Below are 25,289 nucleotides of genomic sequence, written 5' to 3' on the forward strand. Positions count from 1 at the left end.
GATGCCGCCGCGCTTCGTTATTCTGTCATGCAAATCACCTATCTGCTTGCGCATCGACAGCACCTGAGATCAGCGGTGCTCCCTATCCTTGATGGAGGAAATTGCATGCGCTATGCCATTTGCTTCACGCCTCCGGCGAGCGATCCGCTGTCGCTCGTGGCCGCCAATTGGCTTGGTCGAAACGTATTTTCGGGCGATATGCTGGAGCCTCCGGCCGTCCGCGGCCTCGGCATTCACGAGATCGCCTTCCACACCGCCGTGCCGCGGCGCTATGGTTTCCACGGCGTTCTGAAGGGGCCTTTCCATCTGTCTGCCGATATGTCCGAACCGCAACTCCTGCGCGATCTGATGCGTTATGCCGGGACATTCGCTCCCTTCCAGATTTCACGTCTCGAAATTGCCCGGCTCGGCAGTTTCTATAGCCTGATGCCGAGCGCTCCTTGTGAGCAGATCCAGTATCTGGCTTCGGCAATCGTCCAGGAGTTCGATCGCTACCGCGCGCCGCTCAGCGAGGCCGACATCGAGCGCAGCGATCCGGATGGATTGTCGGCCGCCCAATTCGCCAATCTGCATCGTTGGGGCAATCCTTATGTCATGGACGAGTTCCGCTTCCATATGCCGGTGACAGGCTCCATCAACGCGATCGACATGCCCCGCATCGAACCGGCGCTGCGAACGATCTTCGAGCCTGTCCTGAAGGAGCCGGTGATGGTTTCGAACGTGGCATTGATGATCGAAGAGGGCGCCGGTGGTCCCTTCCGCGTCCACTCGCTGCATCCCATGGGCAAGGTCAGCGCGCGCAGGATCGCCTGACCACCCGTCAAGCTAAGTGGTTATACGGAAAGGATAAATTCTGCCGCGCAGTTTCCGTCTCGACATTCCGGCTGCGGATGATACCGTTCCCCGTCTTTTCAGAAGGTGATTTGATGGTATCTGAGAGTTATCCGCGCAATCTCGTCGGCTACGGGCGTCAGACGCCCGATCCGAAATGGCCGGACGAGGCACGCGTTGCCGTGCAGTTCGTCATCAATTACGAGGAGGGTGGTGAGAGCTCGATCCTCGATGGTGATCCGGCGTCCGAAAATCTGCTATCGGAGATCGTCGGCACGGCTGCCTGGCCGGGACAGCGCAATCTCAATATGGAATCGATCTATGAATATGGTTCGCGGGCCGGCTTCTGGCGGCTCTGGCGGATGTTCACCGATCTCAAGGTTCAGGCGACCGTCTACGGCGTGACGCTGGCGATGGCCCGCAACCCGGAAGCCGTCGCGGCGATGAAGGAGGCCGGTTGGGAGATCGCCAGCCATGGCTACCGCTGGCTGGAATACAAGGATTTCCCCGAGGATCTCGAGCGCAAGCATATTCTCGAAGCCGTGCGCCTGCACACCGAACTGACCGGCGAGCGGCCCTATGGCATGTATCAGGGCAAGCCCTCCGACAATACGCTGCGGCTGGTGCAGGAGGAGGGCGGTTTCCTCTATTCCTCCGATTCCTATGCCGACGACCTGCCTTACTGGGTGAAGGGCGTCGACGGGAAACCCTTCCTGATCATTCCCTATACGCTCGAAACCAACGACATGCGTTTTGCCACGCCGCAGGGCTTCAACGCGGGCGATCAGTTCTTCACCTATCTAAAGGATGCTTTCGACACGCTTTATGAGGAAGGCAAGGCGGGCAGCCCGAAGATGATGTCCGTCGGCCTGCATTGCCGTCTCGTCGGGCGTCCCGGCCGGGCGGCGGCGCTGAAGCGCTTCATCGAATATGTGCTGAAGCACGACAAGGTCTGGATCCCGCGTCGCATCGAGATTGCCGAGCACTGGCACCAGCATCACCAACCGGACGCGATCTGATGCTGTCGCGCGAGGATTTCGTCTCCCGCTTCGGCGGCGTCTTCGAACATTCGCCTTTTATCGCCGAGCGTGCCTATGATGCCGGCAGCGTCACGGAGCCGCTGACGCCATCAGGCGTGCATGCGGCGCTAGCCGCCGTCTTCCGCGCGGCAAGCCGGGAAGAGCGTCTCGGCGTGCTCCGAGCCCATCCGGATCTTGCCGGTCGTCTGGCGATCGCAGGCGAACTCACAGAGGACAGCCGGAAGGAGCAGGCTGGCGCCGGTCTCGACCGTCTGAGCCCGGAGGAGCATGCCCGCTTCAGTGAACTCAATTCGGCCTATGTCGGAAAATTCGGCTTTCCGTTCATCATCGCCGTCAAGGGGCTCGGCAAGGACGATATCCTTTCGGCCTTCGAAACCCGGATCGGCAATGGCCTGGATGAAGAATTCGCGACCGCGACGGCGCAGGTCGAACGGATCGCCCTGCTGCGCCTGACATCGATGTTGCCGGAGGGCGAATGAGCGAGCATCGTGCTATCGACTACCTCAATGAAATGCAGAAGGCGGCAGCCGAAGCGCTATATTTTGTCGGCGGAATGGATGAGGCGGCTTTCGCCGAGGACAATCTCACGTTCAAGGCGGTTGCCTTCTGTCATTTCACCATCGGCGCGGCTGCGTCCCGTCTGCTCGTAACCCATCCGGAATTCGCCACCGAGCATCCCACTTTGCCATGGACGAAAATCTGCGGCACCGGCAACCGGATCCTCGAAGACGTCTTCGCCCTCGATCCCTCCGACATCTGGGAGGCCACCTACCGCACGCTGCCGGAACTCCTTGTCGAGATCGATGCCATTCGTCATTGGCATGCCGAAGGCGAGTGAAGCCGTTGCCCGAATTTCTCGACATCCGTCCATTGACCAGATCGGCCTTCGCTCCTTTCGGCGAGGTGATCGAAGCCGATCCGATCTCGATGCGGCTGATCAATGGCGGCACGACCGAGCGTTTTCACGCGCTGGCCGCGGCGGAGGTGGTGGGCGAGGGCGCGCGCGTCATCATCAATCTGTTTCGCGGCCAGCCGCGCAGCTTCCCGTATAATGTCGATATGATGGAACGTCATCCTTTCGGCAGCCAGAGCTTCTCGCCGGTTTCCGGCCGACCCTTCCTCGTCGTGGTCTCCGAGGACGAAAACGGGCGCCCCGGCCAGCCGCAGGTGTTTCTGGCGCGCGGAGATCAGGGGGTGAATTACCACCGTAACGTCTGGCATCATCCGCTGATGGCGCTTGGCCAGACCTCCGATTTCCTGGTCGTCGATCGCGACGGACCAGGCAACAATCTGGAAGAATTCTTCTTCGAAACCCCGTTTGTCATCAAAGAGCCAGCCCCATGACCGGACTGACCACCCATGTTCTCGACACTGCCCTCGGCAAGCCGGCAGCAGGCCTGAGGATCGACCTTTTCCAACTCGACGGCGAGATCCGCAGACATCTGAAGACGGTCGAGACCAATGCCGACGGCCGGGTCGACGGCGGCCCGATTCTATCAGGCGAAAGCTTCCACGTGGGAACCTATGAACTGGTCTTCCACGCCGGCGACTATCTGAGAGCCTGCGGCACGCCGCTGCCGCATCCGGCGTTCCTTGATCTCGTGCCGATCCGTTTCGGCATTGCCGACGTCACGGCGCATTACCATGTGCCGCTGCTGATCTCGCCGTACGGTTATTCCACTTATCGAGGCAGTTAAATGCGCTTTGCCGCCATCGCCGATATCCACGGCAACCACCTGGCGCTCGAGGCGGTGCTCGCCGATATTCGCGCGGAAGGCATTAGGGAGATCGTCAATCTCGGTGATGTCTTCAGCGGACCGCTGGAGGCAGGCCGAACAGCGGATCTGCTGATGCCGCTCGGCCTGACCACGGTGCGCGGCAATCACGACCGGTATCTGATCGAGCAGGATGCAGCTTCCATGCATGCTTCGGATGCGGCGGCCTATCGGCAATTGTCGCCATCGCAGCTCGACTGGCTGCGCAGCCTGCCAGTCGATGCCGTCTATCGCGGCGAGGTCTATCTCTGCCATGCAACGCCGAAAGACGACAATCTCTACTGGCTGGAGTCCGTCTCGCCAGAGGGCATTGTTTTCCCGAAGCCGATCGAAGCGATCGAGGCGCTGGCCGAGGGTATCGACCTGCCGCTGATCCTCTGCGGCCACAGCCATCTCCCGCGCGCTGTTCGTCTCTCCGACGGCCGGCTGATCGTCAATCCCGGCAGCGTCGGCTGCCCAGCCTATGACGACAGTCTGCCCTGTTACCACAAGGTCGAAGCCGGCCATCCGCTGGCCGGCTATGCCATTCTGGAAAAGGCGCCCGCGGGATGGACGTGGCAGTTTCGGAACGTCGCCTATGACAATCTTGTGATGTCGAGACTGGCGGCGGAAAACCGCCGGCCCGACTGGGCGAGTGGGCTGGCGACCGGCTGGCTGCGGTAGCCGGCCGGTTTCGCGCATGATTAAAGCGCGTCGCATCAAATTTGATTCATGCGACGCGCTTTAGCTCTTTGTTTTTATGCATGTCGTTGTCACCGCTGTACACTTCCGAGCGACATGCATCAGAAGATTACTCCTTCGGAGGTGCAGCGGCGATAACCGCCTGCGCCGGTGCGGCGGGCGCGGCCGGTACGACGGGCGAGGCGGCGGGCTTGGCGCTGTCGAGATTGCCAAGCAGGGATGAAATCGCATTATCGCCTTCAAAGCCCGCCTCCTTCAACAGCTTGTCGAGGATCGGCTTGTTGGCCTGGTAGGCGAGCAGCTGACCGGCCAGCCCGTCGCCCATGCCGATACCGCTGTCGCCGTTCGCGCCGCCGCGGCCGAGCATGCCACCGGTGTCGAAGATCCTGATGTCGGAGATCTTTTCGATCGGCTTGACCGCCTCGGCAAGCGCTTCGGGAATGATGCGAATGCGCTCGCGGGTGATTTCGAACTCGATGATGGTCTGGCTGAGCTTGTTGCGGGCCTCGTTGAGCAGGGCCTCGCTTTCAGCTTGAGCCCGGCCGGTTTCGAGAATGCCCTTTGCCTTGATGATCGCCGCATCCGCTTCGGCGGTCGCGAGCGTCTTGATGGCTTCCGCCTGGTCGATTGCAGCCTGCTTCTCGGCCTCGGCGCCGACCGTTACGGCAGTCGCTTCGGTTTCGGCTTTCTTGCGCGCGTCGATCACGGCGATCTGCTTTTCGCGTTCGGCGATCTCGATCGCCTTGGCGGTGCCGACCTTTTCCTCTGCCGCGATCGCGGTAGCGCGGGCCGTTTCGGCAGCCGCCTTCGCCTCGGACTCTTCGCGGCTCTTGTTGGCAACGGCGATGGCGCTTTCCTGGGCGACGATCTGAAGGTCGCGCTTGGCTTCGGTATCACGCTGCTGGACGGCGCGGGCCGCATCGATGTTCGCGCTTTCGCGGGCTTGCTTGGCAGCTGCCTCGCGTTCGGCGATCGCCTGCTCGGAGGCGATGCGGGCTTCCTCTTCGGCACGTTTTGCCGCTTGCTCCTGCTGAGCGGTTTCGGCGCGCGTCGCGGCGGATTTATTGGCGATGTCGCGTTCCTGGCTGAGCTCGGCTTCCCGCTTCGTCCGCTCGATGGCGAGCGACTGCTGGCGGGCCTCGAGATCCTTCTGCGCAATGGCGACTTCGGTGTCGCGGACGATTTCGTTGCGCTCCTTCTTGCGGCTCTCGGTGATGCGGGTCAGTGCCGCCAGACCCTGTGCATCGAAGAAGTTGTTGGCGTTGAAATGCTTGATATCGGTCTGGTCGAGGCGCGTCAGCGACACGGATTCGAGTTCGAGACCGTTCGATTGGAGATCGGCGCCCACCGCTTCCTGCACCGCCTTGACGAAATCCATGCGCTGCTCCTGCAACGCGTCGAGGTTCATCGTCGCTGCGACCGAGCGAAGGCCGTCGACGAATTTCGCCTCGATCAGGATGCGCAGTGCCTCGGCGTCATTGGTGCGGCTGCCGAGCGTCTGGGCGGCAAGCGCGATCGAGGAGGCGTCCGGCTTCACACGCACATAGAATTCGGCGCCGATATCGACCCGCATGCGGTCCTTGGTGATGAGCGCATCGCCTTCGCCGCGGCGGACTTCGAGGCGCAGCGTCTTCAGGTTTACCCTGGCGATCGAGTGGAAGATCGGCAGGACGACAGAGCCGCCGTCGAGCACGACTTTCTGACCGCCGAGACCGGTGCGGACATAGGCCTCGTCACGGCTGGAGCGCGTGTAAAGCGAGGCGAGAACAAAGCCGATGCCGAAGATCAGAACGATGCTAATGCCGGCCGGTAGAAGAATGTCGTACATCATGGCTGCTCCCTGAAAGATTGATTGTTTGCACCGATGGGATCCATCAGTGCTGGAATAGCGATAAACACATCTGCCTTGCGATCGACGAGGAGAACCTGCGTGCCGATCTTCAGCGGCTCCTGGCCCTTGGCCGCCTTGGCTCTCAGAACATGCCAGTTCCCGTGCTGGTCCTTGACCCGGACGCGGCCGGGCAGTCCCTGGTCGAGCGGCCCAAGCGACACTTCTCCGGTCCGGCCGATGAGGGTGTCGAGATCGACGGCATAGGTCTCGTCGTGCGGGACGATCCGCGCCACCGTCCGGCTCGATGCCCTGACCATGGGGAAGGTGACCGTCAAGGCGGGAACGACGGCGACGGCGGCCGGCAGCGGCGCCCAGAACGCGCCGGCGACCGCCTGTACTGCAAAACCGGCAATAGCGAAGAAGCCGAGCGCCATCATCAGGAGAATGAGCAGGGGGACGCCGCCGACATTGAGCCAGGAGAGGTAACCGGCAAAACCGTCATGGCCGTTGAAATCCGGTTTTCCGAGAAGCTCCGTGATCGAAAAACCCATGACGGTCGCGAGCATCTCGATCACGGTGAGGCCGGCAAGCACGGCGGCGGCGATCGCGAAGGGAAGGCATTCAGGAGCGAGAAAAAGTCCCATCGGCGTTACCGGTTATCCGCCTTGAAACGCGCAAGGCGGGCTTCGATCGCCTGCTCGCGGTGCAATCGGTCGAGTTCGTCTAGTTCGGAACTGTGAGCGTTTTCGCCGGATGGAACGCCGGTCAGCCGCGAGACCGCCGCGGCGGCGCGGGCAGCACCGGCGCCCGGCGTCGGCCTGCCGTGGCCGGCCAGAGCCTCTTCGGGATGCCTGGCGATGCTGCGCTTGAAATCGGCAAGGCGGGCGTCGGCCTCGCGGCGGGTGGCGAGCACCGCCTGCAGGGCTTTCTGGCCCTCATCCACCTGCTCGCTCGCATCGGCCAGCGCCTTGTCGAGTGCTGCGATCTGGGATTCGAGATCGATCTGACGAGCAACGCCGGCCTTTGCGAGGTCTTCGCGATGCGAGGTGATGGCCAGGCGGATCTTCTCATCGAGGGCATTCATGTCTTCGACGATTTCGTCCTTGCGGCTCTGGATGCGGTATTCCTCGGCCCGCGCCCTACCGAGATCGGCGCGGGCTTCCTCCGCCGCCGCGTCGATCTCACGGATCGCCTGTTCGATGACGGCGATCTTGTTGGCGCCTTCCGCTTTGTCGATCGCTGCATTGGCGATGCCCGCGATCAGGCGACCCATGCGTGAAAGAATGCCTTCATTCGTCATGTTTTCCTCCATCCGAGCGGAATTCGGCGTGACGCCGATGTTAATCTCGTAGCGATCGTGGTTCGCTACAAGGTATGCGGGAAAAATACTCTCCCATCCCCTGGAATAACCGGCGACATCGAAAGGCACGGCAACGCGCCCGTGCACCGTGGCGATGGTCAGGTCCGAGGGGCCTTTTATGGCGAAGAGCTTGTCGTCGAGCGGCAGCTGCAGAGGCTCGGGGATAACGCCCCGATTGGCGGCGAAATCGCGAAGGCCGAGCGTCACCAGCCGCGCCGGCAGGCCCGTCTGCTCGCGGACGGTCTCATAGGCCAGATCATGCAGGACGACGAGATTGGCGCCGGCCTTGTCGTCGATGAGCTCGCTCAGGATGTCGATCATCTTGCGATAGGCGGCAATGGTGTCGTCCAGCGCCTGCCGGGCCTGATCGTCAGGCGCCAGCTGGTAGCGCAATAGCGATGGATGCGGTGTCTTGCTCGTCGGTGCCATGGATAAAACATAAAGCACCGCTTTTGTGCTTTCAAGAAGGGGGTGCAAATAAATACAACCTTTGTTCAAGGTGCGGTTGGAGGGATGGAGGATCAGAAGATGTGCTTGCCAAGCAGCTCGCAAAAAGCAGCGTTCGACTCAGTTTCCGGATGACGTTGTCAGGGGAAGAAAGGCAGCAGATCGGCTCCGCTTCCTATTGAGCGGCCGTGCGCGCCTCGCGAATGCCGGCGCTGATACGATTGACGATCGTCCATACGAGAAGGAGCGCCATCACTGCCCAAAGCCACGCAGTCCAGGCTGCAAACGTACCGCCAACGGCGACAAAGATGCCGAGCGCACCGAAAACTACTGCACGGTCGCTCTTGCCCAGTGGCCCGTCGTAACGCCGGCTTGCGCCGACCGTTTGACCCAATACGCCGGCAAATTCCGTCAACACCGAGAGGAATATCACAGCCATTGCCGGCATCGGGCCGTTCGGATCGATCAGCGCAAACGGCAGATACAGAGCAATATCCGACACGACATCGCCGATCTCGTTGAGATACGCGCCCAAAATGCTCTTCTGCCCGTGTTCGCGCGCGAGCATGCCGTCAATGGCATTGAGGCCCATGCGCAGGAGAAACCAGATTGGCACCAGCAGGAACCACTGCGGCAGCGGAACAACGCTCAAGAAAACGCCAAGTGCAACCGAGACGGCCGCGGCAACTGATGTCACCTGATTGGCGGTGACGCCTCGAGCCGCCAACGCGCGCACCAGAGGGCGAAGGATGTTCTGAAACCGGGACTTCAATTGATAAACAGACATGCTACCTCGGTGGAGTTTCGTGGCGTCAGAAAATCTATCCCAGTTCCGGCAATGCAGAACGTCATCCTTGTGGGGAAGCCGATACTTCATATCGGTTCTCGTACAGGGCTTACATTTGCGACTAGACTTTTGCAATGAATGCAAATCATTGTTTCCGCCAGTAGTTGCAACCCATCAATCGATCAGAATTGGAGTAGACCGTGCTGGAAGCCGCCGACAGTTGGCAACCGTCCCCGAGCGTGAGGCCGATGCGTGAATCCGAATTCGTGTCGCACGATGGCACGCGACTATTTTATCGGACATGGCCTGCGACCAGTGCGGCACCGAAGGGTGCAATCATTCTTCTCCATCGCGGTCACGAGCACAGCGGCCGCGTCGCCCATCTTGCCACCGAGCTCGGCCTCGATGATTTTGCCTTCTACGCCTGGGACGCACGCGGCCATGGGCGCTCGCCGGGCGAGCGCGGCTACTCGCCATCCTTCGCGGCGTCGGTACGTGACCTCGATTGCTTCGTCCGCCATGTCAGCGAGACGAGCGGCACTGCCATTGAAAACATCGCGGTCATCGCGCAGAGCGTCGGCGCTGTCCTCGCCACCACCTGGGTGCACGATTATGCGCCGCAAATCCGTGGGCTCGTGCTCGCCTCACCGGCCTTCAGCGTCAAGCTCTACGTGCCTTTTGCCAGGGAAGGCATTGCACTCTGGGAAAAGCTCAAAGGGAAATTCTTCGTCAATTCCTATGTCAAGGCGCGGTTTCTGACGCATGATCCCGAGCGCATCGCCTCCTTTGAAGCAGACCCGCTGATCACACGCCCGATTGCCTCCAACATTCTGTTGCAGCTTTATGAAGCGGCAGCCCGGGTCGTCGAAGACGCCCGCGCCATCACCGTTCCGACCCAACTGCTGATCTCCGGCAGTGACTGGGTGGTGCGACACGCGCCGCAGCACCGCTTCTACGAAAATCTCGGCAGCTGCATCAAGGAGCGGCATGTGCTTGCCGGCTTCTATCATGACACACTCGGTGAGAAGGATCGCGCGATTGCGCTCGCCGAGGTCCGCCGTTTTATCGATGCGCGGTTTTCCGAGCCCCGGGCGCCTGCCGATCTTAGCGCTGCCCATGTCCAGGGCTATACCAAGGATGAGGCTGACCGGCTCGCGAGCCCTCTCGACGCCACGTCTCCCCGCGGCATCTACTGGGCGCTCAGCCGTCTCAACATCAGGCTCGGCGCGCTGGTGTCGGAAGGCATAAAGACTGGGGTCAAGACCGGTTTCGATTCCGGCTCGACGCTCGATTACGTCTATGAGAACCAGCCGCGAGGGCTCGGTCCCGGCGGGCGGTTGATCGACAAGGTGTTTCTCGAGGCGATCGGCTGGCGCGGCATCAGGCAGCGCAAGCTGCATTTGCAGGAACTGATCGAGCATGGCCTGCAGCGCCTGAAAGCAGCGAGCCGCAGCACCCACATGCTCGACATAGCGGCCGGGCACGGACGTTACGTCCTTGATGCGATCGAGGCGGCTGGCGTGCGCCCCGATAGTGCGCGGTTGCAGGATTATTCCCCCATCAACGTCGACGCCGGCCGCAACAGCATCGCCACGCGCGACCTCGATGATTTCGTCAGCTTTCGCCAGCAGGATGCCTTTGACGGCGAGGGGCTGGCTGCAATCACGCCGGCTCCGGATCTCGCAATCGTCTCCGGCCTTTACGAGCTTTTCTCCGACAATAGGATGATCGCAACGTCGCTCAACGGGATCGCCCGCGCGATGCAGCCCGGCGGTCTGCTCATCTACACCAACCAGCCATGGCATCCACAGCTGGAGATGATCGCCCGCGCCCTGACCTCCCACCGCGGCGGCCAAGCATGGGTGATGCGGCGGCGGACGCAAGAAGAAATGGACCAACTGGTCGCCGCAGCCGGTTTCCGCAAGCTCGAACAGCGCATCGACCAGTGGGGCATTTTCACCGTCTCGCTGGCGGAAAGAATTTGAGGGCAAGCCGATGGGGCAGGCAGGTTCTCCTCTTTCCCGATCAGCGCCGGTCCTGAAGCGGGCGGCGCTCTGGCTCGCCTTCCTGGCGCCGTTCTTCTATCTGACCTATGGCGGCGCCAACTGGCTGGCTTCGCAACGCGCTCACGTGCCGAACATCGCCTTCGCATGGGAAAGGGCCATTCCGTTCCTGGCGTGGACGATCATTCCATACTGGTCGATCAACCTGTTCTACGGACTCTGCCTGTTGATCAACACGACGCCGCGCGATGTGGATATGCTCGCAAGGCGTTATCTAACGATCCAGATAATCGCGATTGTCTGCTTCATCGCGTTTCCGCTCGAAGCAACCTTCGTACGGCCGGCCACGAGCGGCCTGCCCGGTTTCATGTTCGCCGTCCTCGGTGGTTTCGACAAGCCGTTCAACCAGGCGCCGTCGCTGCATGTCGCGCTGCTGGTGGTGATCTGGGACCATCTGCGCTGCCGGTTGCCGCGCCAAGCGCGGCTTCTCTGGCACGTCTGGTGTTTCCTGATTGGAGCCTCCGTGCTGACGACGTGGCAGCATCACGTCATGGACATACCGACCGGTATTTTGCTTGGTCTGTTCGCCGCCTGGCTTTTTCCGCGCGATGCTGCTTCCCCTCTTGCAAATTTCACTTTGAACGGCGATCCAAAGTCGCGCCGACTTGGCATCTGCTATCTGGCTTGTGCTGTCGTATTTCTCGTCCTTGCGGCGCTCTGCATCTCTCTGACCGCCGCGGCACTTCTGTTGCTCTGGCCGGCCGTTGCGCTGGCGATCGTCGCGGTCGGATATTTCGGCGCCGGCCCGCAGATATTCCAGAAAAGCGCCGATGGCCGGGCCGCGCTTGCCAGCCGCTGGCTACTGGCACCCTACCGGCTCGGCGCGACCATCAACGTTTGGCTCTGGACGCGCAAAATGCCGGCATCCGTGGTGATTGCCGATGGCGTCCATCTCGGTCGTTTTCCCCGTCGCGACGAGGCCGACCGTTTTGCCACGGTGATCGACATGACCGGTGAATTTCAGCGCCCGAGCGGGACGCTTGCGCGCTGGTGCAGCTTTCCCGCCCTCGATCTCACCGGCCTCGACAAGATCCAGGCGCGAGCCGCGGCCGATGTCATCGAGGCTGCGCGCCACCAGGGACCGGTCCTCGTCTGCTGCGCGCTCGGTTTCCAGCGGAGCGCCTGCGTCATCGTCAGTTGGCTGGTCGGCAGCCGACGTTGCGAGAACCCAGTCGAAGCGTTGCAGCTGATCGAACGCGCGGGGCGGCGTGTTTATCTGCCCGCGGAAACGATCCATGCTGCGACGGAGGGCGTGCAATGACGCAGTGGCAAACCGCGGCCTCCGCGGCGGCGCGAAATCTCGGCCGCGATGCAATATTCTGCGGGCTGACGGCGCTGTTGCCACTGATTGCCGGTCCGATCACCGTGGGATATCGAGGTTTCGCCCCAACGCTCGGCTGGCTCTTGATGCTGGTTTTCTGCGGGATCGTGCTTGCGCTGGCGGTCCATCTTCTCTTCGATGCGCTGTTGTTTCGCCTCGCGTCGAGCCACGAGACGGAGGCTGCCGGCCTTGCCGCCGTGGACGACCTGCTGTCCCGGATGCAGCTTCGCAAGCCTGACAGGACGCCGCCTGGCCTCGAGAAGCGGATTGCCGGATCTCGCCGCATCGTCTGGCAGCAGCGATTTGCGCTCGCCCTCTATCTCGTGATTTTCGCGATCCTTCAGCTCAATGCGAGCGCCGGCCAGCCGCCGGGCTGAACCGCACGCCGTTGCGTGTCCCGCGGGGCTTGCCCGCCTCGTCGCGTTCAGCCGGTGCCGATTTCTCGGCTTCAGCCTTGCGGCGATATGATCGACGCGTTCACGTCGTTGATATCGCGTTTGCCGCAGAGCGCCATGGTGATATCCATCTCCTTGCGGATGATGCCGAGCGCCAGCGTGACGCCCTCCTTGCCCATGGCGCCGAGCCCGTAGAGGAAGGGGCGGCCGATATAGGTGCCTTTGGCGCCGAGGGCCACGGCTTTCAGCACGTCCTGGCCGGAGCGGATGCCGCCGTCGAGATGGATTTCCATGCGGTCACCGACGGCATCGACGATGGCGGGCAGCATGCTGATCGAGGAGGGGGCGCCGTCAAGCTGGCGACCGCCGTGATTGGAGACGACGATCGCATCGGCGCCGGTATCGGCGGCTGCTCGGGCGTCCTCCGGGTCGAGCACGCCCTTGATGATCAACGGCCCGCCCCATTGCTCCTTGATCCAGGCGACATCGGCCCAGGAAAGACGCGGGTCGAACTGTTCGTGCGTCCATGCGGCAAGCGAGGTGATGTTGGAGACATTTTTCGCATGGCCGATGATGTTGCCGAAGGTGCGGCGTTTGGTCTGCAGCATATCCAGGCACCAGAACGGCCTGCTCGCCATCTGCCAGAGGTGTTTCGGCGTGAATCTCGGCGGTGCCGACAGGCCGTTGCGCAGGTCCTTATGACGCTGGCCGAGGATCTGCAGGTCGGCCGTCAACACCAGCGCCGAGCATTTGGCGGCCTTGGCACGGCTGATCAGGCCGAGGACGAAATCCTTGTCCCGCATGACGTAGAGCTGGAACCAGAAGGGGCGCGTCGTCACCGATGCGACGTCCTCGATCGAGCAGATGCTCATCGTCGACAGGGTGAAGGGGACGCCAAACTCCTCGGCAGCGCGCGCCGCCAGCATCTCGCCATCGGCATACTGCATGCCGGTCAGGCCGGTCGGCGCCAAGGCCACCGGCATCGACACTTTCTGACCGATCATCGTCGTTTCCAGCGTGCGGTCGCTCATGTCGACCAAAACCCGTTGGCGCAGCTTGATCCGGCTGAAATCGCTCTCATTCGCCTGATATGTGGATTCCGTCCAGGCACCCGAATCCGCATAGTCGAAAAACATCTTCGGCACGCGGCGCTGGGCAAGCTTTTTCAGATCGGCGATCGTGAGCGGAGTGGCCATGAATTGAACCTTCACATCTGAATGCGGCTACGGGAAATTGGCCGTTTCAGGCTACAGTTGGCGAGGGGATCGATTGAATGAGGAGATCCAACAGAATGTCGTCGCGTGGAGTCGCCGGAATGCTCCCATTCTGGGAGCAAGCGAGGTGTCATCGAAGCCCCGCTTTCATAGCCACACCCGCCACATAAGTTTCGGCGACCGCGCGGTCGTCGCCCATCGTCTGCAAGAGGAACAGTTCTTCAGGCAGGGTCTTCACTGCTTCCATCTTCAGCGCCATGGCCGGAGTCGCGGCCGCGTCGAGGACGACGAGATCGGCTTCGGTGCCGGGATCCAGCGTGCCGATCCGGTCGGCCAGCGACAGCGCCTCGGCATTGCCGCGCGTCATCAGGTAATAGCTTTCCAGCGGGTTCAGCCGCTCTCCCAGCAGCTGCTGGATCTTGTAGGCCTCGTCCATAGTTTTCAGCATCGAATAGCTGGAACCGCCGCCGATATCGGTCGCCACACCGATGCGCACCGGCTTTTCGCGCCGCGCCAGCGCCTTCAGCGGGAACAGGCCGGAGCCGAGGAAGAGGTTCGAGGTCGGGCAGTGGACGGCGACCGAACCCGTCTCGCTCATGACATCGGCTTCACGCTCCGAGAGGTGGATGGCATGGCCGAAGAGGCTTTTTGGCCCGAGCAGGCCGTAGCGGGCGTAGATGTCGGTATAGTCGATTGCGTCGGGATAGAGCTCGCAGGTGAATTTGATCTCGTCGTGATTTTCCGACAGATGCGTCTGAATGTGCAGATCGGGAAATTCGCGGGCAAGCGCTGCCGTCGCTGCCATCTGCGCCGGGGTCGAGGTGATGGCGAAGCGCGGGGTGATGGCGACGTGGTTGCGGCCCTTGCCGTGCCAGTCGGCGATTACCTGGCGGGTCTCGTCATAACCCATCTCCGGCGTGTCGAGCAGGCCCTGCGGGGCGTTGCGGTCCATCATCACCTTGCCGCCCACCATGCGCATGTTGCGCTTCATCGCCTCGGCGAAGAAGGCGTCGGCGGAGGTCTTGTGCACGGAGCAATAGGCGACCGCCGTGGTCGTGCCGTGGCGGATCAGCTCGTCGTAGAAATGCGTGGCGATCCTCTCAGCATGCGCGCTTTCGACAAAACGGCATTCCTCGGGAAAGGTGTAGGTGTTCAGCCATTCGAGCAGGTTGGCGGCATAGGAGGCGATCACCTGCATCTGCGGAAAATGCAGATGCATGTCGATGAGCCCGGGCAGGATCAGATGCGGCCGGTGATCGATCTCGGCCGTGCCTTCGGCGGCCTTCGTCTTGACGTCGGCATAGGGGCCGGCTGCGGCGATCAGCCCGTCTTCGATCAGCAGGCCGCCATCCTCCTCGTAGAGATAGCTCTGGCTGTCGGCCAGGCTCAGTGGCGCTCGGTGAAAGGACAGCAGGCGGCCGCGCAGGAGTGTTGTCGTCATTGTTTCTTGCCTTCGACTGCGCTTTCGAACCAGGCGACGAGCAGCTTGCGTTCGTCCGGCGTGATATCGGTGATATTGCCGGGCGGCATGGCATGGCTGCGGCCCGCCTGTATATAGATCTCGCGGGCATGGGCGGCAATTTCCGCATCGTTTTCCAGCATCACCTCTTTCGGCGGCCGCACGATGCCTTCATAGACAGGCTCGGCGGCGTGGCACATGGAACAGCGCGTCGCGAGCAGTTGCTTGACGGCGGGAAAATGCGGATCGCCGGCGAATTGCTGGAAGGCGGGCGCCACCGCCGCCGTATCCTTTTCGCCGGTCAGCAGCTTCGGCACCGTGGAAAGCCACATGATCAGGATGAAAAGAATGACGGTGACGATCCAGGTCCAGGTCGGTCGACCCCTCCTGGCATGGGTGGTGTTGAACCAATGGCGGATGGTGACGCCCATCAGAAAGACCAAAGCGGCGATCACCCAATTGAACTGTGTTCCGAAGGAGAGCGGATAGTGGTTCGACAGCATGAAGAAGATGACGGGCAGCGTCAGGTAGTTGTTGTGCAGCGAACGCTGCTTGGCGATCTGGCCGTATTTGGGATCGGGTGTGCGGCCGGCGATGAGATCGGCAACGACGATCTTCTGGTTGGGGATGATGATCATGAAGACGTTGGCCGACATGATCGTCGCGGTGAAGGCGCCGAGATGCAGGAAGGCGGCGCGGCCGGTGAAAAGTTGCGTATAGCCCCAAGCCATCAAGACGAGCACGGCATAGAGCACCGCCATCAGCCCCCAGGTGTTGCGCCCAAGCGGGGACTTGCAGAGCAGGTCATAGACCAGCCAGCCGAAAGCCAGGGACGCCAGCGAGATCGCGATGGCGACCGGCGGCGTGATGTCGAGCACATGCCGGTCAATGAGGAAGAGGTCGGCACCGCCGTAATAGACGATGCAGAGCATGAGAAAGCCGGAGATCCAGGTGAAATAGCTTTCGTATTTGAACCAGGTCAGGTGCTCCGGCATTTGCGCGGGCGCCACCAGATATTTCTGGATATGATAGAAGCCGCCGCCATGGACCTGCCATTCCTCGCCATAGGCGCCGGGCGGCAGGTGCGGCCGTTTCACCAGGCCGAGATCGAGCGCGATGAAATAAAAGGACGATCCGATCCAGGCGATCGCGGTGATGACATGGAACCAGCGTGCCGCGAAGGCCAGCCATTCCCATGCTATGGCATATTCATACATCGAATTCCCCTAACTTCCTCCGACTCGCGACATTGCGGAAATTTTGACGGGGAGGGAAGAGGAGATTGAAGAACCGCACAGGACGCCAATTTGGGCAACGGTGGTGAACCCGGGGAGGAATGGCATAATTACCGCGCTTTACAGCGATCAACTCATCGCCGAAAACGCGCCGATGGACCGGCGGCTTGCCGCGCTCATTCTGTCGCGCGGCATCCGCATCGGCTATATCGCCTCCGCTCCGGAGCCGCAGCGCGAGTTCTTCGATGAAAAACGGCAGTATTATCTCAACTATGGGCTTTCTCTCGATCCCTTCGTCGATCTCGACGCGCTTGCCGGCGACGACCAGATCGGCCGGCTGTTTTCCTGTAACGCCATTCATCTGACCGGCGGCCACACCGGCGATTTCCTGAGACGGCTGCGCCAGAGCGGCATGCTGGAGAGGCTGCGCGCATGGGCGCTGGATGACGGCATTCTCGTCGGTACCAGCGCCGGGGCGATTTTGATGACGCCGACGATCGCAGCCGACGCGCTGTTTTCCGGCGGTTCGCCGGAGGCTGTGCGGGATGGCGCGGCTCTCGATCTGGTGCCTTTCGAGTTCTTTCCGCATCTGAACGATGATCCCGGCTATCTCCCCGCGCTGCTGCGCTACAGTGAGACTATGGCAAATCCCATTGTCGCGTGCCGGGACGGCGAAGGACTGATCGTCGGCAACGGGCTCGTCGAAGTCTTCGGCGCGCCGCTGATGATTTCCGGAGGTTTTGTCGAAGCTGCCGATCGTCGCCGCATCGTCGATATGCTGTCCCGTGCCTAAAAGCTGCCGAGAAGGCTGTGCATTATCTCCGGCTTATACTCGGCCTGCTATTACAGCAGGTCTTGAAACCATGACGATTCGGTTACAGTTATGTTTAAGGCCGCCGGAATGAAATAAGAACAGTGGATCAGCGGCGGCGCATTCATCGACGGAGAAGATGCCATGCGCAGCATTCTGACGTGTGTGATGATTGCATTTGCGTCGGTGGCGACGGCTCACGACGCACCCTCGGGGTGGAGTTATGACCCCTATTGTTGCAACGGCGACAGCCATAATGGCGACTGCCAGATGATCCCTTCGAAGAGCGTGGCGGTGACGCCGGGCGGATATCGTGTGACGCTAATGCCGGGCGACCACCGGCTGGTCACGCATGCACATGTCTTCCTGCTGCCGATGACGAAGGCGATGCAATCCGGCGACAACGACTATCATCTCTGTCTGTTTCCGAACGAGGATACGCCGCGCTGTTTTTATGCGCCGGAGATGGGGTTTTGACACGCATATCACAATAGTGGACCCGGCTGATGAACCGGGTCCAATCCATGATGAACTAATGACCGGCCGCCTGCATCTCTTCGAGGATCCAGTTGCGGAAGGCTTTGATCTTCGGCACGTTGCGACGGTTTTCCGGATAGACGAGCCAGTAAGCCTTACCGTCGCTGCGGGTCAGTTCGAAAGGCTGATAGAGCCGGCCGAGAGCGATCTCGGCCGCATAGAAGGCCGGATGGAGAATCGCTACGCCGTGGCCGGCGATTGCCGCATCGGCTTCGACAGCCTGTGAGCCAAGTTGGTTGCGCGGGCGCCGGTCGAGATCCGTCGCGGTGACGCCGGCGGCTTCGAACCATTGTTTCCACCAAACGTCGCCGGCATCGAAGAGATCGAACTTCAAGAGATCGCGCGGTTCCTTGATGCCGCCTGCCGACTCCGCCAATTTCGGGCTCAGCATCGGGGTGAACTCCAGCCCCATCAGCCGGTGCAGCGCCAGCCCCGGCCAGTTGCCGTCGCCCCAGCGAATGCCGACATCGATCTGTTCGCGGGCGAAATCGATGATATCGGAACTCGCCTGAAAGCGCACCGCGATCGCCGGATGCTTCAAATGGAAGGAGCCGAGGCGTGGCGCAAGCCATTTCGAGGCAAACGTATGGGTGGAACTGATGGCCAGGGTACCGTCGACGCTATCGCGGGCCGTCGCCATCGCGTCATGCAGCATGGCGAAGGCTTCAGTCACCTTCGGCGCCAGCCGTTCGCCGGTCTCGGTCAAGGCGATCTGGCGGGGACGGCGCAGGAAGAGCGGCTCGCCGACATTCTCTTCCAAGAGCTTGATCTGGTAGCTGACCGCCGTCTGCGTCATGCCGAGTTCGTCACCCGCCTTGGTGAAGCTCCCCAGCCGAGCCGCGGCCTCGAAGACGCGCAACGCATTCAGTGGAAACTGTTTCGAGAGTTTCATGGATAAGTTCTCTTGATGCAGGCAGACGGTCGTTCGATTGGAATTGCAGCATTTTTACCGGCAAACTGCAACTCATACCATTAATCTGACGAGGTGATGTCATGGATTGCTTTGCTATCGACGAGAAGCGCTCGCAGCCGAGCATTGGTGTGTTCAAGCGTCTTGCCGCACTGCTGGTCGGCCGCTTCTGCCGGCTGCCCCGCCTCGATCTCGACGCTGCGCCTGATCGCGTCAAGCGCGATCTTGGTTTTCTCGATGGACGCGATCCGTTTTACGAGGACGCCTGCAAGCGATAGGCCGCCAGCGCCGTCAGGATTTCGGCGGCGGTCATTGCGGCGATCACTTCGGGGCGTTTGTCCCTGACCGCCGAGCCGCCGATCGGCAGCGTCAATCGCTCCATCGAGCCCCGTTCGCCGCCTTCGCGGGAAAGCCAGCTTGCCAAGGTGGCTCGTTTGGTCGCCGAACCGATCATGCCGATATAGGCGAGATCTTCTCTTGCCAGTGCTTCACGGGCGATGAGGAAGTCCAGCGCGTGGTCGTGCGTCAGGATGACGGCTGCGCCGCCAGCGGGAATATCCTTCACCAGGGCCTCCGGCATCGGCACCAGCCGGGTCTTCGTCGGCGCCGGCAGGTTGGCAAGCTCTTCCTGCCTGGTTTCGACGACGGTGACCGACAGCGGCAGCGGCGCAAGAGCCACCGCCAGCGCGCGGCCGACATGGCCGGCGCCGAAGAGAAGCACCTCGGGCAGGCGCTCGATCTCGCCGGCAAGTCTGGCTTCGAGCTGGTCTTTCAACGTCGGCGTCAGTTGGCGGAACCGTAACTGTGTACGCCCACCGCAGCACTGTCCGATCTCAGGGCCGAGCGGGATGTCCATAGTGGGTGCGCCGCCGGTTCCCGCCAGCATTTGCCGGGCATTCGCGATTGCCATGAATTCGAACTGGCCGCCGCCGATCGTGCCCCAGAGCGCGGTCGGCGAGACGAGCATGAAGGTGCCGGTTTCACGCGGGGTGGAGCCCTGGGTGCCTGTTATGTCGACAAGGATGTTGTAGGGGTGGGCGGTGAGGAAGGTGGGGAGGTCGGTCATGGGATAGCCCCGTGACCTATGGAGTATGTCGCGAAGGCCCCCTCATCCGACCCTTCGGGCCACCTTCTCCCCGCTGGGGAGAAGAGGGAGAATGCCGCGCTCATGTTGATCCCATCTAGGCTTTTACATGTAGTTTCTGCAGGTTCAGCGGTTTGCTTGAGCGGGGCGCGAACGTCTTGTTCCCTCTTCTCCCCAGCGGGGAGAAGGTGGCCCGAAGGGTCGGATGAGGGGGCTTGGTTCAAGCGCATTACGTTCTCAAATTCTCCGTACGAATGATCGCAGGATAGAAGCGAAGGATATCATCGCGCCGGAATATTCGCCTTTCAAGTGCGGCTAGGATCGTCTCGAGGACTGCTCTTCGCTCCCGGGTTATTTCATGATTCCAAAATCGGAGGATTGAATATCCAGCCTGGTTTAGCCACAAAGTCCGAGTAATGTCGGACATATTGTCGGCGTGTTGAAATCCATCGATTTCGATTATCAGTCGCTCTTCGCGGCATAGAAAGTCGGCAATGTAGGTCCCCAGTGGGGCTTGTCGCGTAAACTTATAGCCATTTAGCTGTCGATTTCGCAGGTCGCCCCAAAGCCGATATTCCTCTTCAGTTTCGGTTTGGCGTAATTTGCGAGCTTGCCGAGTTTTACCGGGACGTCTTTTCCTGATGTCTTCGGGATCTGACATTTTTCGCCGCCATCCTACACCCGCTTCATCCGCTCCACTGCCATCAGCACCCGTTCCGGCGTCGCAGGCGCATCGAGCCTCGGGCAGACCTTGTAATCCGCCACGCTGGCGACGGCCATCGACAGCGCTTCCAACACCGAGATCGCCAGCATGAAGGGCGGTTCGCCGACGGCCTTGGAGCGGCCGATGGTGGCTTCCGCGTTCTCCGACCATTCGGCAAGGCGGACGTTGAAAATTTTCGGGCGGTCGGAGGCGAGCGGGATCTTGTAGGTCGAGGGCGCATGGGTGCGCAGGCGTCCCTTGTCGTCCCACCAGAGCTCCTCCGTCGTCAGCCAGCCCATGCCCTGCACGAAGGCGCCCTCGACTTGGCCGAGGTCGATTGCCGGGTTCAGCGAGCGGCCGACATCGTGCAGGATGTCGGTGCGATCGATCAGATATTCGCCGGTCAGCGTGTCGATCGAAACCTCGGTGCAGGCGGCGCCGTAGGCGAAATAATAGAAGGGCGTGCCGCGGCCGGCCTTGCGGTCCCAGTGGATCTTCGGCGTCTTGTAGAAGCCGGCGGCGGAAAGCTGGACGCGGGCAAAATAGGCCTGCTTGATGAAATCGGGGAAGGGGATTTCGCTGTCACCGACGCGCACGCGGTTGGGCAGAAAGACGACGTCGGAGGGCGCCACATCCCATTTCTCGGCGGCAAAAGCCACCAGACGTTCCTTGATCTGGCGGGCGGCATCGAAGGCGGCCATGCCGTTCAGATCCGAGCCGGACGAGGCAGCTGTGGCCGAGGTGTTCGGCACCTTGGCTGTCGTCGTCGCGGTGATCTTCACCCTTGAGATATCGACCTGGAAGCTGTCGGCCAGCACCTGCGCGACCTTGGTATAAAGACCTTGGCCCATTTCGGTGCCGCCATGGTTCAGGTGGATCGAGCCGTCCTGATAGACGTGGACGAGCGCGCCGGCTTGGTTGAAGGCGGTCATGGTGAAGGAGATGCCGAACTTCACCGGCGTCAGGGCAATGCCCTTCCTGATATAGCGGCTGTCGCGGTTGAAGCCGATGATGGCGTTGCGCCGCGCCCGGTAATCTGACGTATCCTCCAGCTCGTCGACGACGCGGGCGATGATATTGTCCTCGACCTCCTGATGGTAGGGGGTCAGCGTGCGCCCGGAGCCCGGCTGGCCGTAGAAATTCAGCTTGCGGATGTCGAGCGGATCCTTGCCGACTGCGTAAGCGATCTCCTCGATGATCCGCTCGGCGCCGAGCATGCCCTGCGGCCCGCCGAAGCCGCGGAAGGCGGTGTTCGAGACCGTGTGGGTTTTCAGCGGCTTCGACTGGAGGTGCACATGCGGATAGAAATAGCTGGAATCGGCATGGAAGAGGGCGCGATCGGTCACCGGTCCCGACAGATCCGAGGAGAAGCCGCAGCGCGCCGCATAAGTGGCGTCGACCGCATGGATGCGGCCTTCGGCATCGAAACCCACTTCGTAATCGACCAGGAAATCATGACGCTTGCCGGTGGCGCTCATATCCTCGTCGCGGTCCGGACGGAATTTAATCGTACGCCCGAGCTTCTTGGCGGCGATCGCCGCAAGGGCTGCGAACTGGTTACCCTGCGTTTCCTTGCCGCCGAAGCCGCCGCCCATGCGGCGCACGTTGACGGTGACTGCGTTCGACGGGATATCGAGCACATGGCCGACAATATGCTGGATCTCGCTCGGATGCTGCGTCGACGACCAGACGGTGACCTCATCGTCCTCGCCGGGAATGGCCACGGCGATATGGCCTTCGAGATAGAAATGCTCCTGGCCGCCGATGCGCATCTGCCCCTTCAGCCGCATGCCGGCATTCGGCATTTCCGTTTCCGGCTCGCCGCGCTGCAGCGTCATCGGGGTGATCACCAGCGGGCCGCCATTGGCAAGCGCGCCGTCGATATCGTGCCAGTGCGTCAGGTCGCGATAGTCGATCTTCGCCAGCCGCGCGGCGCGCCGCGCCGCGTCGCGCGTTTCGGCGATGACGGCAAAGATCGGCTGGCCGTGGAATTGAACCAAGGTTTCGGCAAGCAGCGGCTCGTCATGGCTGCCATTGGAACTGGTGTCGTTGACGCCGGGCACGTCCTTGCCGGTGAAAACCCAAACGACGCCGGGATAGGCGGCGACAGCGGAAAGATCGATACTGATGATTTCGGCATGCGCCCGGTCGGAAAGGCCGAGCGCGCCGTGCAGGAGGCCGGCGGGTTCGGGAATATCGTCGATATAATCGGCGCTTCCGGTGACATGTTTGTGTGCTGAGTCATGGCGCAGGGAGCCGTGCATCGGGCCGGAGATGACGACTTTTCGGTCTTCGAAGGTGGACTTGTCCATTAGCGGTGTCCTCCATGGGAAGCCCTGATTTGACGGCGGCCCCTCATCCGGCTGCCGCCACCTTCTCCCCGCTTGCGGGGAGAAGGGACATGCCGCGCCGTCTCCGTTGCTCGCCACCTCTCGCAGGGCACGTCCCCTCTCCCCGCAGGCGGGGAGAGGGTTAGGGTGAGGGGCAAAGTGGTGCCTGCGGGAGGCCGGCTTGCGAAACAATCCATCACGCCACCTCCTCGAACCGCTTCAGCTCCGCCGGCGCGCCAACAGTCTCAAGATAGAAGCGCGTCAGCAGGTTCTTCGCCGTCAGCTGCCGGTATTCCGCTGTGGCGCGCCAGTCGGTCAGCGGCTGGAAGTCGGCGTCGAAGGCGGGGCGGGCGGCGTCGATCGTCGCTTCCATCCATGATTTGCCGATCAGCGCGGCTTCGACAGCTTGAGCGCGTTTGGGTGTTGCCGCCATGCCGCCGAAGGCAATGCGAATGTCGGTGACCACGTCGGTTGCATCGAGCGTCAGCAGGAAGGCGCCGAGCACGGCGGTGATGTCTTCGTCGCGCCGCTTGGTGATCTTGTAGGCGGCAAAACGGCTGGTGGGCTTGGGATAGGGCACGAACACGCTCTCGACGAATTCGCCGCGCCTGCGATCCTGCTTGCCATAGGCGATGAAGAAGTCTTCGAGCGGCATCTTGCGCCGGCCTTCCAGGGAGCGCAGCGTCAGCATCGCGCTGAGCGCGATCAGCGGCGGCGGGCTGTCGCCGATCGGCGAGCCGTTGGCGATGTTGCCGCCGATCGTGCCCATGTTGCGAACCTGTTCGCCGCCAATGCGGTCGATCAGGCGTCCGAGCGCCGGAATTTTCCGGGCAATCGCTTCGAAAGCCTTGGTATAGCTGACGCCGGCGCCAATGGTGACGCCGTCTTCGCTTTCCGTGACCGATTGCAATTCGCTCAGATGATTGATGAAAACGACCGGGCTCAATCGGCGCATCTGCTTCGTCACCCAGAGGCCGACATCGGTCGCGCCGGCAACGATAGTCGCGTCGGGTTCCTGCGAGAGGACTTCCGCCAGAGCCTGAACAGACCCCGGGACGATCAGCTGGTCTTCGCCATCGGCGATCCGGATGGTGCCGCTCGCCTGCAGGGCCCAGAGCCGCGCGACGATTTCTGAGCGCGTCCGTTGCAGCGGATCGAAGAGCGCGCTCGGCCGCGTCAGGCTCACCTGCTCGGCGGCCTTGACGATCGGCTCATAGCCGGTGCAGCGACAGAGATTGCCCTGCAGCGCCTTTTCGATCTCGCGGCGGCCGGGATTTTCCTTGGTCAGCCAGAGGCCATAGAGCGACATGACGAAGCCCGGGGTGCAGAAACCGCATTGCGAGCCATGGCAATCGACCAGCGCCTGCTGCACCGGATGCAGCACGGCGTCGCGCCCGGCAAGGTGCTCGACCGTCACCACATGGGTGGCATGCAGCGAACCGATGAAACGGATGCAGGCGTTGACGGATTCATAGGCAAGCTTGCCGTCGGCCAGCCGTCCGACGAGCACGGTACAGGCGCCGCAATCGCCTTCGGCGCATCCTTCCTTGGTGCCTGTCAGGCGCCGCTTCAACCGGAGAAAGTCGAGAAGCGTCTCGGTCGGCCCGACATCGGTGAGCGCGATGTCCTCGCCGTTCAGGATGAAGCGGATGCTGTCGTTCATGATATTCCCGGTTGTTTTTTCCAAATGGTTAAGCCGCCGTCCAGCCACCGTCAATCGAGATGTGCGTTCCGGTCACCTGGCGGGCAGCGTCGCTGGCGAGGTAGAGCGACAATGCGCCGATCTCTTCGGCCTTGACGAATTCCCGCGTCGGCTGCGCCTTGAGGATGACCTCGCTCTTTACCTGTTCCTCGGTCATGCCGCGTGCCTTGGCAGTATCGGGTATCTGTTTTTCGACCAGCGGCGTCAGCACGTAGCCGGGGCAGATGGCGTTGACCGTCACGCCGAATTCGGCAAGTTCCAGCGCCGCTGTCTTCGTCAGACCTAATATACCATGTTTGGCGGCCACATAGGCGGATTTGAAGGGGGAGGCGACGAGCCCGTGCGCGGAGGCAATATTGATGATGCGGCCGTGCTTCTTGGCCTTCATCAGCGGGATCGCCGCGCGCATGGTATGAAAGGAGCTCGACAGATTGATCGCGATGATCTGATCCCATTTTTCGATCGGAAAATCCTCGATCTTCTCGACATGCTGGATGCCGGCATTGTTGACCAGAACATCGACGGTGCCGAAGTTCTTTGCCGCCGTTTCGATCAGGTCGGCGACCTCGGCGGGCTTCGTCATGTCGGCCGGATGGTAGATCGCCCGGCCTTTCGACACCGATTCAAGCCGTTCGACGATCGCCTTGATTTCATCGGCATTTCCGAAACCGTTGATGACGATGTTGTCGCCCGCTTCGGCGAAGGCGGTGGCGATCGCAAGACCGATGCCGCTGGTGGAACCGGTGACGACGACTGATCTGCTCATGTTTTTC

26 protein-coding genes are annotated in these 25,289 nt (G+C 61.7%); 13 read left to right on the forward strand and 13 right to left on the reverse strand.

Going from position 1 to position 25,289, the window contains the following annotated elements; genetic code table 11:
• Nucleotides 1–105: 105 nt before the first annotated feature.
• The 7 genes from EFD56_RS16690 to EFD56_RS16720 all read left to right on the forward strand — a co-directional run bounded on the left by EFD56_RS16690 (nt 106) and on the right by EFD56_RS16720 (nt 4,309).
• The gene (locus EFD56_RS16690; protein WP_126905850.1) at nt 106–813 is read left to right on the forward strand and encodes a DUF1045 domain-containing protein; all 708 of its coding nucleotides are present in this window, start codon (nt 106–108) and stop codon (nt 811–813) included.
• Nucleotides 814–926: 113 nt separating this feature from the next.
• A complete protein-coding gene (gene puuE / locus EFD56_RS16695) occupies nt 927–1,850 on the forward strand; it encodes an allantoinase PuuE (RefSeq protein WP_126905851.1) in 924 nt (307 codons plus the stop codon).
• A complete protein-coding gene (uraD, locus tag EFD56_RS16700; RefSeq protein ID WP_126905852.1) occupies nt 1,850–2,350 on the forward strand; it encodes a 2-oxo-4-hydroxy-4-carboxy-5-ureidoimidazoline decarboxylase in 501 nt (166 codons plus the stop codon). Before puuE ends, uraD begins: the two co-directional genes overlap by 1 nt.
• Complete coding sequence (locus tag EFD56_RS16705; protein ID WP_004668664.1) at nt 2,347–2,709, forward strand: HepT-like ribonuclease domain-containing protein; 363 nt, start codon at nt 2,347–2,349, stop codon at nt 2,707–2,709. Before uraD ends, EFD56_RS16705 begins: the two co-directional genes overlap by 4 nt.
• 5 nt (nt 2,710–2,714) lie before the next feature.
• Complete coding sequence (locus EFD56_RS16710) at nt 2,715–3,215, forward strand: ureidoglycolate lyase (protein WP_037141803.1); 501 nt, start codon at nt 2,715–2,717, stop codon at nt 3,213–3,215.
• Nucleotides 3,212–3,568 carry a hydroxyisourate hydrolase gene (uraH, locus tag EFD56_RS16715; protein ID WP_037140751.1) on the forward strand — a complete coding sequence of 119 codons (357 nt, stop codon included), beginning with the start codon at nt 3,212–3,214 and terminating at the stop codon, nt 3,566–3,568. The genes EFD56_RS16710 and uraH overlap by 4 nt, the downstream gene beginning before the upstream one ends.
• The gene (locus tag EFD56_RS16720) at nt 3,569–4,309 is read left to right on the forward strand and encodes a metallophosphoesterase family protein (protein ID WP_037140747.1); all 741 of its coding nucleotides are present in this window, start codon (nt 3,569–3,571) and stop codon (nt 4,307–4,309) included.
• Between the two features lie 127 nt (nt 4,310–4,436).
• Here the strand turns inward: EFD56_RS16720 and EFD56_RS16725 are convergent, their stop codons facing one another.
• The 4 genes from EFD56_RS16725 to EFD56_RS16740 form a co-directional block, all read right to left on the reverse strand.
• Nucleotides 4,437–6,158, reverse strand: a complete 1,722-nt coding sequence (locus tag EFD56_RS16725) for a flotillin family protein (RefSeq protein WP_037140742.1) — start codon at nt 6,156–6,158, stop codon at nt 4,437–4,439.
• Nucleotides 6,155–6,802: an OB-fold-containig protein gene (locus tag EFD56_RS16730; protein WP_037140739.1), complete on the reverse strand. Its 648-nt coding sequence runs from the start codon at nt 6,800–6,802 to the stop codon at nt 6,155–6,157. The genes EFD56_RS16725 and EFD56_RS16730 overlap by 4 nt, the downstream gene beginning before the upstream one ends.
• Before the next feature lie 5 nt (nt 6,803–6,807).
• Entirely contained in the window at nt 6,808–7,947 is a 1,140-nt protein-coding gene (locus EFD56_RS16735; protein ID WP_126905853.1) for a PspA/IM30 family protein, read from the reverse strand.
• 193 nt (nt 7,948–8,140) lie between these two features.
• The gene (locus tag EFD56_RS16740; RefSeq protein ID WP_126905854.1) at nt 8,141–8,752 is read right to left on the reverse strand and encodes a CDP-alcohol phosphatidyltransferase family protein; all 612 of its coding nucleotides are present in this window, start codon (nt 8,750–8,752) and stop codon (nt 8,141–8,143) included.
• 200 nt (nt 8,753–8,952) lie between these two features.
• On the opposite strand from EFD56_RS16740, the gene EFD56_RS16745 reads away from it, so the two are divergent.
• From EFD56_RS16745 to EFD56_RS16755, 3 genes are read left to right on the forward strand one after another with little or no spacing between them, the layout of a single operon-like run.
• Nucleotides 8,953–10,737, forward strand: a complete 1,785-nt coding sequence (locus EFD56_RS16745) for a bifunctional alpha/beta hydrolase/class I SAM-dependent methyltransferase (protein ID WP_126905855.1) — start codon at nt 8,953–8,955, stop codon at nt 10,735–10,737.
• Nucleotides 10,738–10,747: 10 nt separating this feature from the next.
• Entirely contained in the window at nt 10,748–12,076 is a 1,329-nt protein-coding gene (locus EFD56_RS16750) for a phosphatase PAP2/dual specificity phosphatase family protein (RefSeq protein WP_126905856.1), read from the forward strand.
• A complete protein-coding gene (locus tag EFD56_RS16755; protein ID WP_126905857.1) occupies nt 12,073–12,513 on the forward strand; it encodes a hypothetical protein in 441 nt (146 codons plus the stop codon). Before EFD56_RS16750 ends, EFD56_RS16755 begins: the two co-directional genes overlap by 4 nt.
• A 71-nt stretch (nt 12,514–12,584) precedes the next feature.
• On the opposite strand, the gene EFD56_RS16760 is transcribed toward EFD56_RS16755, so the two are convergent.
• From EFD56_RS16760 to puuD, 3 genes are all read right to left on the reverse strand, one after another.
• Nucleotides 12,585–13,727, reverse strand: coding sequence for an alpha-hydroxy acid oxidase (locus tag EFD56_RS16760; protein WP_126905858.1), 1,143 nt, complete (start codon nt 13,725–13,727; stop codon nt 12,585–12,587).
• A 148-nt stretch (nt 13,728–13,875) separates the two neighbouring features.
• The gene (gene guaD, locus EFD56_RS16765) at nt 13,876–15,186 is read right to left on the reverse strand and encodes a guanine deaminase (protein ID WP_126905859.1); all 1,311 of its coding nucleotides are present in this window, start codon (nt 15,184–15,186) and stop codon (nt 13,876–13,878) included.
• Complete coding sequence (gene puuD, locus EFD56_RS16770; protein WP_126905860.1) at nt 15,183–16,421, reverse strand: urate hydroxylase PuuD; 1,239 nt, start codon at nt 16,419–16,421, stop codon at nt 15,183–15,185. Before puuD ends, guaD begins: the two co-directional genes overlap by 4 nt.
• 124 nt (nt 16,422–16,545) lie before the next feature.
• Between puuD and EFD56_RS16775 the strand changes: the two genes are divergently transcribed.
• The gene (locus EFD56_RS16775) at nt 16,546–17,232 is read left to right on the forward strand and encodes a Type 1 glutamine amidotransferase-like domain-containing protein (RefSeq protein WP_126905896.1); all 687 of its coding nucleotides are present in this window, start codon (nt 16,546–16,548) and stop codon (nt 17,230–17,232) included.
• 162 nt (nt 17,233–17,394) lie between these two features.
• Entirely contained in the window at nt 17,395–17,727 is a 333-nt protein-coding gene (locus tag EFD56_RS16780; RefSeq protein ID WP_004668678.1) for a hypothetical protein, read from the forward strand.
• Between the two features lie 55 nt (nt 17,728–17,782).
• Here EFD56_RS16780 and gcvA read toward each other — a convergent pair whose 3' ends face one another.
• The gene (gcvA, locus tag EFD56_RS16785) at nt 17,783–18,679 is read right to left on the reverse strand and encodes a transcriptional regulator GcvA (protein ID WP_037140689.1); all 897 of its coding nucleotides are present in this window, start codon (nt 18,677–18,679) and stop codon (nt 17,783–17,785) included.
• Between the two features lie 101 nt (nt 18,680–18,780).
• Here gcvA and EFD56_RS16790 point away from each other — a divergent pair, with 101 nt between their 5' ends.
• Nucleotides 18,781–18,975: a hypothetical protein gene (locus EFD56_RS16790; protein ID WP_012484733.1), complete on the forward strand. Its 195-nt coding sequence runs from the start codon at nt 18,781–18,783 to the stop codon at nt 18,973–18,975.
• On the opposite strand, the gene xdhC is transcribed toward EFD56_RS16790, so the two are convergent.
• The 5 genes from xdhC to EFD56_RS16820 all read right to left on the reverse strand — a co-directional run bounded on the left by xdhC (nt 18,951) and on the right by EFD56_RS16820 (nt 25,282).
• On the reverse strand, nt 18,951–19,763 hold the full coding sequence (gene xdhC / locus EFD56_RS16795; protein ID WP_126905861.1) for a xanthine dehydrogenase accessory protein XdhC: 813 nt from the start codon (nt 19,761–19,763) through the stop codon (nt 18,951–18,953). The genes EFD56_RS16790 and xdhC overlap by 25 nt on opposite strands.
• A gap of 247 nt (nt 19,764–20,010) precedes the next feature.
• On the reverse strand, nt 20,011–20,442 hold the full coding sequence (locus EFD56_RS16805; protein ID WP_064818773.1) for an endonuclease domain-containing protein: 432 nt from the start codon (nt 20,440–20,442) through the stop codon (nt 20,011–20,013).
• A 14-nt stretch (nt 20,443–20,456) separates the two neighbouring features.
• The gene (gene xdhB, locus EFD56_RS16810) at nt 20,457–22,796 is read right to left on the reverse strand and encodes a xanthine dehydrogenase molybdopterin binding subunit (RefSeq protein ID WP_126905863.1); all 2,340 of its coding nucleotides are present in this window, start codon (nt 22,794–22,796) and stop codon (nt 20,457–20,459) included.
• A 214-nt stretch (nt 22,797–23,010) separates the two neighbouring features.
• On the reverse strand, nt 23,011–24,477 hold the full coding sequence (gene xdhA, locus EFD56_RS16815; RefSeq protein WP_126905864.1) for a xanthine dehydrogenase small subunit: 1,467 nt from the start codon (nt 24,475–24,477) through the stop codon (nt 23,011–23,013).
• A gap of 28 nt (nt 24,478–24,505) precedes the next feature.
• A complete protein-coding gene (locus EFD56_RS16820) occupies nt 24,506–25,282 on the reverse strand; it encodes a 3-hydroxybutyrate dehydrogenase (protein WP_085743004.1) in 777 nt (258 codons plus the stop codon).
• Between the last annotated feature and the right edge of the window lie 7 nt (nt 25,283–25,289).

The sequence above is a fragment of the Rhizobium phaseoli genome, assembly GCF_003985125.1.
Classification (GTDB): Bacteria; Pseudomonadota; Alphaproteobacteria; order Rhizobiales; family Rhizobiaceae; genus Rhizobium; species Rhizobium phaseoli.